This is a genomic window from Streptococcus sp. 3874, assembly GCF_013276425.1.
Classification (GTDB): domain Bacteria; phylum Bacillota; class Bacilli; order Lactobacillales; family Streptococcaceae; genus Streptococcus; species Streptococcus pseudopneumoniae.
In genome coordinates, this window is sequence record NZ_VMLA01000131.1 from 1 (window position 1) to 8,868 (window position 8,868).

Sequence of the window (8,868 nt, forward strand, 5' to 3'; positions counted from 1 at the left end):
AGAGCTGACGTGGTTTGAAAAGATTTTCGAAGAGTATAAAGTCGCAACAACTGTGTCAATTGCACCAATTTAGTAAGAAAGTATAAAAAAAGAACACCCCGAAAGGTGCTCTGTATAAGTATAGTAATTCTTTCGAATTAACGTTTACTAAATTGTGATGCTTTACGAGCTTTCTTAAGACCTGGTTTCTTACGTTCAACTTTACGTGAGTCACGTGTAAGAAGTCCTGCACGTTTCAATGAATCGCGGAAGTCTGGGTCTACTTGAAGAAGGGCACGAGCGATACCGTGACGGATAGCTCCTGATTGACCAGCGTATCCACCACCTACAACATTAACGAAAACGTCGTATGAACCTACAGTTGAAGTAACTGCGAATGGTTGGTTGATGACAAGACGAAGGTCAGCGTGTGGGATGTACTCTTCAACATCTTTTTTGTTAACAGTGATTTTACCAGTTCCTGGAACAAGGCGAACGCGTGCAACAGCGTTTTTACGGCGTCCAGTACCTGCATATTGTGCTTGTGACATACTTTATTTGTTCCTTTCCTTAGATAAGTCCTGAAATGTCAAGAACTTCTGGTTGTTGTGCAGCATGAGTGTGCTCAGCTCCAACAAATACTTTCAACTTCATACCTTGAGCGCGTCCAAGTGTATTGTGTGGAAGCATACCTTTAACTGATTTCTCGATCAAACGTACTGCATTTTTAGAACGAAGTTCACCTGCAGAGATTTGTTTCAATCCACCTGGGTGGTTTGAGTGAGTGTAGTAGATTTTATCAGTTGCTTTTTTACCAGTTAATTTAACTTTTTCAGCATTGATAACAATCACAAAGTCACCTGTATCAGTGTGTGGTGTAAATGTTGGTTTGTTTTTTCCGCGAAGTACGCTAGCAACTACTGCAGAAAGACGTCCAAGTGGTACATCAGTTGCGTCAACTACGTACCATTTACGTTCAACTTGGCCTGGTTTAGCCATAAATGTTGTTTTGTTCATGATTTCTCCTATATATAGTTCGATTTTTGTTTACGGTGATGGGTGTTCCTTCCCATCGAAAAGTATTTGGAAGGTTCCGGGGCCTTTCAAATGGGGTAAACAATACCGCTTACTATCATACCAAATTTCACCCCTAAAAGTCAATAGATATGAAAAATATTTTTCGGTAACTTCTCAAAGTAACTGAAAGTTATATAATCAAGTTAATTTGGGAATTTACCTATTAACTTCGGGAGATTTTTGGGATTTTTTCCTTATTTTTCCCTGTAGCTAAAATCCTTTTCAAAAAATTACCTTTTCTTGATTTTTAATCCTATTTGTTGTATGATAAGGGAAAAGAAAGGGGGCAGAGATATGGCTTTTACCAATGCCCACATGCGGTCTGCTAGTTTTGGCATTGTTACCAGTTTGCCTGATGACGTTATTGACTCTTTTTGGTATATCATCGACCATTTCTTAAAAAATGTCTTTGAATTGGAAGAAGAACTTGAGTTTCAATTGCTTAATAACCATGGAAAAATTACCTTCCACTTTTCAAGCCAACACCTCCCTACAGCCATTGATTTTGACTTTAACCATCCTTTCGACCCTCTGTATCCCCCGAAAGTACTGGTTTTAGATATGGACGGTAGAGAGACTATCCTCCTCCCAGAAGAAAATGACCTATTTTAATACTCAATGAAAATCAAAGAGCCAACTAGGAAGCTAGCCGCANNNNTTGAAGAGATTTTCGAAGAGTATAAAAACTCTAGCCTTCAGTTGCAAGTGACTGAAAACTAGAGTTTTTTCTATTGTTTCCAAGCATTATACAAGTTGCGAATAGGTTGCTTTAATGTCGGATGGATAAAATGAGGCGCAATTTCTTGTAGAGACTCAAGAACAAAAAGGCGTTCTGCTATGTAAGGATGGGGCAAGATAAGCTCATCTGTATAAATGGCCTGGTCCTCCACAAAGAGCAAGTCCAAATCAATCAAACGAGGTCCCCAATGCACTTCTCGCACCCGTCCCATCTCTGTCTCAATAGCCAACAATGTTTCTAACAAGACTGGGGCAGGCAACCATGTTTCTACCTCAACCACCTGATTAGCAAAGCTATCCTGCTCCACACCACCCCAAGGCTCCGTCGCTAAGACACTGGATTCTTTGAGAATATGGATACCTCGATTTCGCAGTTTATCAATGGCTTGTTTCAAGTTTGCTTGCTTATCTCCCATGTTGCTTCCTAGGGCGATAAAGGCTCGTTGCTTACGGCGATGGATGGTTACTGAGCATGTATCTAGTGGCAAATGCACTGGCGCCCAAGGCTTTTTCAGTTCCAACTTGATTTCTTGGACAAGAGGATAGGTCTCAAAAGTACGTTCTACCAGTTTATAGGCTACCGTTTCAATCAAATCCTCACTCGTTTCCTGAAACCAAGTCGTCCACTGCTGGCACAATTCTCCGTAATGGACAGAGGCTGCTAAATCCAAATCTGTCGCTGCCTTGGTCATATCATAGGATAGGATAGCTGAAACGACAAACTTCTGCCCCAATTCCTTCTCACTGGGAAAAAGACCATGATAGGCAAAAATTTCCAAATCCTTAATCTGCAGTTGATCCATAATGATTCCTTTCTAGAAAAATCCGCCCAAAGCGGATTCTTTTTATACTCAATGAAAATCAAAGTGCAAACTAAGAAGCTAGCCGTAGGNNTGACGTGGTTTGAATTTGATTTTCGAAGAGTATTATAGTCCCATTAAACGATAAGCCTGATCTCTAAGGTCCTTATCTGTTTCAAATAGACCACGAGCTACTGTCGTCAAGGTTGCAGTGCCTGGTTTTCTGACACCACGCATACTCATACACATATGTTCTGCCTCAATGACAACAAAGGCTCCCTTAGCTCCTAGATAGTCCATCAAGGCATCGGCCACTTCGATATTCAAACGTTCTTGAATTTGTGGCTTTTTTGAATAAACTTCAACCGTACGGGCTAGCTTAGACAAGCCTGCCACACGGCCATCTGGAATGTAGGCAATGTGCGCTCTACCATAAAATGGCAAGAAGTGGTGTTCACACATTGTATGGAAAAAAATATCCTTTTCTACCACCATATTATCATCAATAATCTCAAAGGATTTTGACAAATGTTCCTCCGCTGTTTGACCAAGACCTGAAAAAATCTCTTGGTACATACGAGCGACACGAGCAGGTGTTTCCTGTAAGCCCTCGCGGTTAGCGTCCTCTCCGACAGCCTCGATAATCATTTTTACAGCTGCTTCAATCTTTTGTGTATCCATTTTCATTCTTCCTCTCCATCAGATAGGCTCTCACTTGGCTCAAGAAATACAAGGAACCTGTGACAATCCTAACTGTTTGTTTCTCTTCTTTTTTATCTGTCAATTTCTGCTCTAGAAAATCCTGCCAACCTTGGTAGCTGAGATTTCTAGACTTAGCTGCCTCTTTCAGCACGCTTTCATCAGTCGCCCGACTATCGTCAAAATGTGTCAAAGTAAGCTCGGTATCTGGCATGGCCCCCAGCAAGTCCAACATATCCTCCAAGGCCTTGGTTTTAATACAAGTAAAGAGGATTTCCTTATGATAATCCGCAAAGCGTTCTTGCAAGGTTGCTAATAAAGCCTTGATAGCATGGGGATTGTGGGCCCCATCCAAGATCATCAAGGGATCTCTTGACACGATTTCCAAACGCCCTGGCCAACTTGTTTCTTCCAAGGCTTGAGCAAGCAAGTCATTGCTTGCTAGTTCTCGACCATCTTCTTGACAAAAAGTATCAAGTAAAGCTATGGCCATCCCAGCATTCTCTATTTGGTACAAACCAAGTAAACCTGTCTGGAAGCGACCTTGTCTGACAGCACTTGTATAGTCAAAGACTTCGCCTGTCACCACACTCTTTTGATGGCTGACCTGATAATCTGCCCCGTAGGCAAGTCTCGGCGCATCTTTCCCTTCTGCAATGCGGTCAATCACAGCCAAAGCATCTGGAGAAATGCGACCTGTCACCAAGGAAATACCTTGTTTGATAATACCAGCTTTCTGCTCTGCTATGGCTTCCAAGGTGTCACCAAGTAGAGCCACATGATCCAATCCAATAGTCGTGATTCCTGTCAAAATGGGCTGACAGACATTGGTACTATCTAAAAGTCCACCCATGCCGACTTCCATGATAGCCACGTCTACTTGCTCCGAGGCAAAGTAATCATAGGCTATGGCTGTGATAATCTCAAACTCGGTTGTCCCCTGCAAATTGGCGACCGCTTCTCCCTCCAGCAAAGACTGATAGTCTGCCATGAGGGCTTCTAGTCTAGCCTCTGGAATGGATCCCCCATTGATGCTAATCTGGTCTGTATAATGAATGAGATAGGGCGAGCTAAACACGCCAACTCTCAGCCCTAGCTTTTTCAGCATATTTGTCAAAAAAGCAATGGTCGAACCCTTGCCGTTGGTCCCTCCGATATGGATGACCTTGAGTTTGAGATGGGGATTGCCACGCAAAGCTAACAGTTCCACCATTCGTTCCAAGCCAAAATGCGGTTGATCCGTCCGGTAGTTAGCAATCCACTGATTGTTTTCAAATTCTTTCATCTTATTTGTATTGTTTTAAATCTAAATTTTCCGCTTCATCAGCCAGACGAATAGCGGAAGCAATTTCAACTGCCATCCTGTGATTAGCTACGTCATGCACGCGCACCACTTCTACACCCTGTCTCGCAGCGATACTAGTTACATGAGCCGAAGCCGTGTCCCGATTACGGAAACCAATTTCTGTCTCAGGATTGACTTCAAAACCATTTTCTTCAAGGATATTGATGACAAACCGCTTGCGCGACACTCCAAGAAAGATTGGATAGCCTTTCTGATGTAGTTTATCCAGATCCCGTAAAAGAAGCAGATTTTCTTTCTTGGTCAGACCAAAGCCAATTCCTGGATCCAGCAGGATGTTTTCTTGAGCAATACCAGCTTCCTCTGCTCTCGTTAGTGCTCTGTCAAAGAAAGCCTCCATCAAGTCTTCGATTGGCAATGTTTCAAAGTCAGCTAACTCTTCCTCTGTAAAAGCTTGACCAAAGCCAAAATGAGGGAAGATGAGCGAGCTAGGATGCTGAGGTCGCGCCATGACTGGATTAAACATAATGACTACTTTCGCTCCAGCCTTTGCAACCACATGGGCCATTTTTTCATCACCCATGAGACCAGTGATATCATTGACTAGATTGGCACCAGCAGCCAAAGCAGCTTCTGCTACTTGACTCTTCCAAGTATCAATGGAGATGAGGACATCACTTTCCTTGCGAATAGCTTTAATCACTGGAACAACACGCTGGATTTCCTCTTCTATCTCAACATAGCTACTTCCCGGCCGAGTCGATTCTCCGCCGATATCTAGCATACTAGCTCCTTCTGCTATCAATTTACGAGCCTGCTGGAGTGCCTGCTCAAGAGCAAAAAATTGACCACCATCCGAAAAGGAGTCTGGGGTTACATTGATAATACCGCAAATAGCTGTCTTTGCATGATTGGCTTTACTTGACATATCAGTCACTCCCTCAAGGCTTTTCACCATATTATTTCTCTATTTTACCATAAAAAGAAAAAGATGGACACGATTGCATTCATCTTTTTCCCAGTAGAAACAAGTAAGCAATTGTCAAAAATATTAAACAGAAATCCCTAATGTCCGACTCAAAATTACCACGAGAGTCAACAAACAGAAAACAACCCCATTAACAATCATGTGAAGTAAGATAGACATTTCCAAACGTTGGGTCTTGTAAGCCGTCCAAGACAGAACGATCGACATAACTCCATAAATCAATAAAGAAGGTAAATTACTCGGTTGATGCAATAAAGCAAACACAACCGTACCGACTACAAATCCCAAGTTCTCTTTTCCTCGGAAAATCTTTTTAGGAACAATCCCACGGCACAAGATTTCCTCACAAATTGGAGCAAGCAAGGCCAACAAGAAGAAACTGGAAATCAGAGAACTATTCTGAACCATATCGTTAATCTGAGACTGGTTACTTGTTGTCGTCTCATTTGACAGTTGTAACAAGATAGAACCAAGTATATTTGAACAGATAATGACTAAATAACTCAAGCCCAATCGTGCCAAATCCTTAGCTCTAAAAAATGAAAAATTAAAACTTGCTAATTGCGTTTTACGAGCTCCAATAATAAATAGCACCAGAACCACAATCGAAATACCAGCAACTATCAGTCCTGACTGTAATAGCGGTACTTCTCTTAAGGTTAAAATAGCAGTAACCCCTATAGGAATCTGATATAAAATTGTCGCCAGCAAAAAGATTAACAGCCAGCCTGCACGATTCAATAATTCTTTCCACATATTTTTCTCTTTCATCACCTATCTCCTTTGTATTCAAAAAGGGGGAAAATCCCCCTGGGTTATCCTATTATAAGGCCATGCTGATGTAGTTCAGGATAAACAAGGCATCCAAAATCCAAATCATGACATGAACATCTTTAGCTTGACCTTTGACAAGCTTAGTCAAAGTGTAAGTCAAGAAACCAACTGCAATCCCTTGAGTGATAGAGTAGCTGAATCCCATAAAGATAGATGTGAAGAAGGCAGGAACTGCTTCAGACATATCATCCCAATGGATATTTTTCAAGCTAGCCAGCATCATAATCCCAACGATAATCAAGATTGGAGCTGTAGCGGCTGTTGGTACAATCGCTAGAAGTGGGCTAAAGAAGCTTGAGATCACAAAACAGATTGCCACGACCAAGGCTGTCAAACCAGTACGTCCACCTGCACCAATACCAGCAGCAGACTCAACATAAGTCGTTACGTTCGAAGTACCTGCGATGGCACCAATTGAAGTACCAATCAAGTCAGAGTAAAGAGCCTTGTCTAACTTAGCTGATTGATGATTTTCACCATTTGTCGCTACGATACCAACTTTTTCACCTGTACCGATCAAGGTACCAATTGTATCAAAAATATCTGTCAATGAGAAGGCAAGAATGGCCATCAGAGTTTCAGGCAAGCGAGCTGTATCTGAAATCAAAGCTCCCAAACCTTCTGAACCAAGAGCTGCACCAAAGATTGTCTTCAAATCTTCAAAAGCTGCACCAACATGGTTATTAGCAAAATCGATGCTTGACAAATCTACCAAACCAACTGCAATAGCAAGAACAGTTGTTGTCAAGATAGAGAGGATAATTCCCCCTTTAATCCCTTTGATGACAAAGAAGATAGTAATGGCAAGTCCTGCAAGAGCCACCAAAACAGCTGGATTATTAAAGCTGACCAATCCTGGAACTGCTGAAGAGTTTGCCGCAATCGTTGCTTGAGCTTTGTCAGCCCCTTCTCCTACAACAGTATAGTTGCCTGGATCAATCGTGAATTTCAAAAGTCCAGCATTCTTAATTCCTACATAGGCAAGGAAGACACCGATACCAGCTGAAATAGCTGAGCGAAGGGCATTTGGAATCGATTCAATGATCATTTTACGAACATTTGTCAAGGTAATAATCAATGAAATAATCCCACAGATGAAGACCATAGCTAGGGCTTCTTGCCAAGAATAACCAAGTCCAAATACAACTGTAAAGGTAAAGAAGGCATTCAGCCCCATACCTGGCGCTTGAGCGTATGGCAAGTTAGCATAAAAAGCCATCATCAAGGTACCCGCTACTGCACCAATAATCGTTGCTAGGAAAACACCCTGAGCAGGCATTCCTGTTTGCGAAAGAATTTGTGGGTTTACAAAGAGAATATAGCTCATTGCAAAGAAAGTTGTTAAACCAGCGAGAACCTCTGTACGAACGTCTGTACCGTTCTCTTTTAGTTTAAATAATTTGTCCATTATCAATCTCCTTTTAATTTTTACGAACAATAATAGAATTATATCATTTATCATTCACTTTTTCAATGTCTTTGTTTGATTTGTTTAAGAAATTAATCCAATTTCATTTTTTGTTTGGAATCTGCTTTTCTGCCTGCTTTCTGTTATAATAGAAGACATCTTATCTGAAAACACACTAGAAAGGTCCATATGACGAAAAAAATTATTGCAGTTGACCTAGATGGAACCCTGCTCAACTCAGACAGTCAAATTTCTGACTTTACCAAAAAAACCATCAAAAAAGTTGCTGAAAAAGGCCATCAGGTTATTATTACGACAGGTCGCCCTTACCGTATGTCAAAAGATTTTTACCGTGAACTGGACTTAGACACTCCTATGATTAACTTCAACGGATCCCTTACTCATTTACCAGACCAAGTTTGGGATTTTGAAAAGTGTTTGACTGTAGACAAAAAATATCTGCTAGATATGGTTCAACGTTCAGAGGACATTCAAGCCGATTTTATCGCTGGAGAATATCGTAAAAAATTCTACATTACAAATCCCAATGAAGAAATTGCCAATCCCAAACTATTTGGTGTAGAAGCTTTCCAGCCTGAAGATCAATTCCAGCCTGAATTGGTGACCAAGGATCCTAACTGTATTCTCTTGCAGACCAGAGCCAGTGACAAGTATGCCTTGGCAAAAGAAATGAACGCCTTCTACCAGCATCAACTGTCTATCAATACCTGGGGAGGTCCGCTCAATATCCTTGAGTGTACACCCAAAGGAGTTAATAAGGCCTTTGCTTTGGACTACTTGCTCAAGGTAATGAACCGTGACAAAAAGGATTTGATTGCCTTTGGAGATGAACACAATGATACCGAAATGCTCGCTTTTGCTGGGAAAGGTTATGCAATGAAAAATGCCAATCCAGAGCTACTCCCTTATGCAGATGAGCAAATTTCCTTGACAAATGACCAAGACGGAGTTGCCAAAACCCTGCAAGACTTATTCTTATAACCTATACTGATACTCAATGAGAATCAAAGAGCAAACTAGG

General features: G+C 41.4%; 10 protein-coding genes. 2 read left to right on the forward strand and 8 right to left on the reverse strand.

What is annotated here, in order from left to right:
* Window positions 1-137 precede the first annotated feature (137 nt).
* Together rpsI and rplM are read right to left on the reverse strand one after the other, a co-directional pair.
* Entirely contained in the window at window positions 138-530 is a 393-nt protein-coding gene (gene rpsI, locus HT703_RS10755; protein WP_000075973.1) for a 30S ribosomal protein S9, read from the reverse strand.
* 19 nt (window positions 531-549) lie between these two features.
* Window positions 550-996: a 50S ribosomal protein L13 gene (rplM, locus tag HT703_RS10760; protein WP_001044624.1), complete on the reverse strand. Its 447-nt coding sequence runs from the start codon at window positions 994-996 to the stop codon at window positions 550-552.
* A 354-nt stretch (window positions 997-1,350) separates the two neighbouring features.
* Here rplM and HT703_RS10765 point away from each other — a divergent pair, with 354 nt between their 5' ends.
* A complete protein-coding gene (locus tag HT703_RS10765) occupies window positions 1,351-1,668 on the forward strand; it encodes a DUF960 domain-containing protein (RefSeq protein WP_031233617.1) in 318 nt (105 codons plus the stop codon).
* Between the two features lie 116 nt (window positions 1,669-1,784).
* On the opposite strand, the gene folK is transcribed toward HT703_RS10765, so the two are convergent.
* The 6 genes from folK to HT703_RS10795 all read right to left on the reverse strand — a co-directional run bounded on the left by folK (window position 1,785) and on the right by HT703_RS10795 (window position 7,826).
* Entirely contained in the window at window positions 1,785-2,597 is an 813-nt protein-coding gene (gene folK / locus HT703_RS10770) for a 2-amino-4-hydroxy-6-hydroxymethyldihydropteridine diphosphokinase (RefSeq protein WP_023936478.1), read from the reverse strand.
* A gap of 123 nt (window positions 2,598-2,720) precedes the next feature.
* On the reverse strand, window positions 2,721-3,275 hold the full coding sequence (folE, locus tag HT703_RS10775; RefSeq protein WP_000380916.1) for a GTP cyclohydrolase I FolE: 555 nt from the start codon (window positions 3,273-3,275) through the stop codon (window positions 2,721-2,723).
* Window positions 3,256-4,578 (reverse strand): folylpolyglutamate synthase/dihydrofolate synthase family protein, encoded by a 1,323-nt coding sequence (locus tag HT703_RS10780; RefSeq protein WP_000657461.1) that lies wholly within the window; start codon window positions 4,576-4,578, stop codon window positions 3,256-3,258. Before HT703_RS10780 ends, folE begins: the two co-directional genes overlap by 20 nt.
* 1 nt (window position 4,579) lies before the next feature.
* Window positions 4,580-5,554 carry a dihydropteroate synthase gene (gene folP, locus HT703_RS10785; RefSeq protein ID WP_000240957.1) on the reverse strand — a complete coding sequence of 325 codons (975 nt, stop codon included), beginning with the start codon at window positions 5,552-5,554 and terminating at the stop codon, window positions 4,580-4,582.
* A gap of 93 nt (window positions 5,555-5,647) precedes the next feature.
* The gene (locus HT703_RS10790; RefSeq protein WP_000660471.1) at window positions 5,648-6,355 is read right to left on the reverse strand and encodes a CPBP family intramembrane glutamic endopeptidase; all 708 of its coding nucleotides are present in this window, start codon (window positions 6,353-6,355) and stop codon (window positions 5,648-5,650) included.
* A gap of 52 nt (window positions 6,356-6,407) precedes the next feature.
* Window positions 6,408-7,826, reverse strand: coding sequence for an NCS2 family permease (locus HT703_RS10795; RefSeq protein WP_000359272.1), 1,419 nt, complete (start codon window positions 7,824-7,826; stop codon window positions 6,408-6,410).
* Between the two features lie 189 nt (window positions 7,827-8,015).
* Between HT703_RS10795 and HT703_RS10800 the strand changes: the two genes are divergently transcribed.
* The gene (locus HT703_RS10800; RefSeq protein WP_054392617.1) at window positions 8,016-8,828 is read left to right on the forward strand and encodes a Cof-type HAD-IIB family hydrolase; all 813 of its coding nucleotides are present in this window, start codon (window positions 8,016-8,018) and stop codon (window positions 8,826-8,828) included.
* Window positions 8,829-8,868 lie beyond the last annotated feature (40 nt).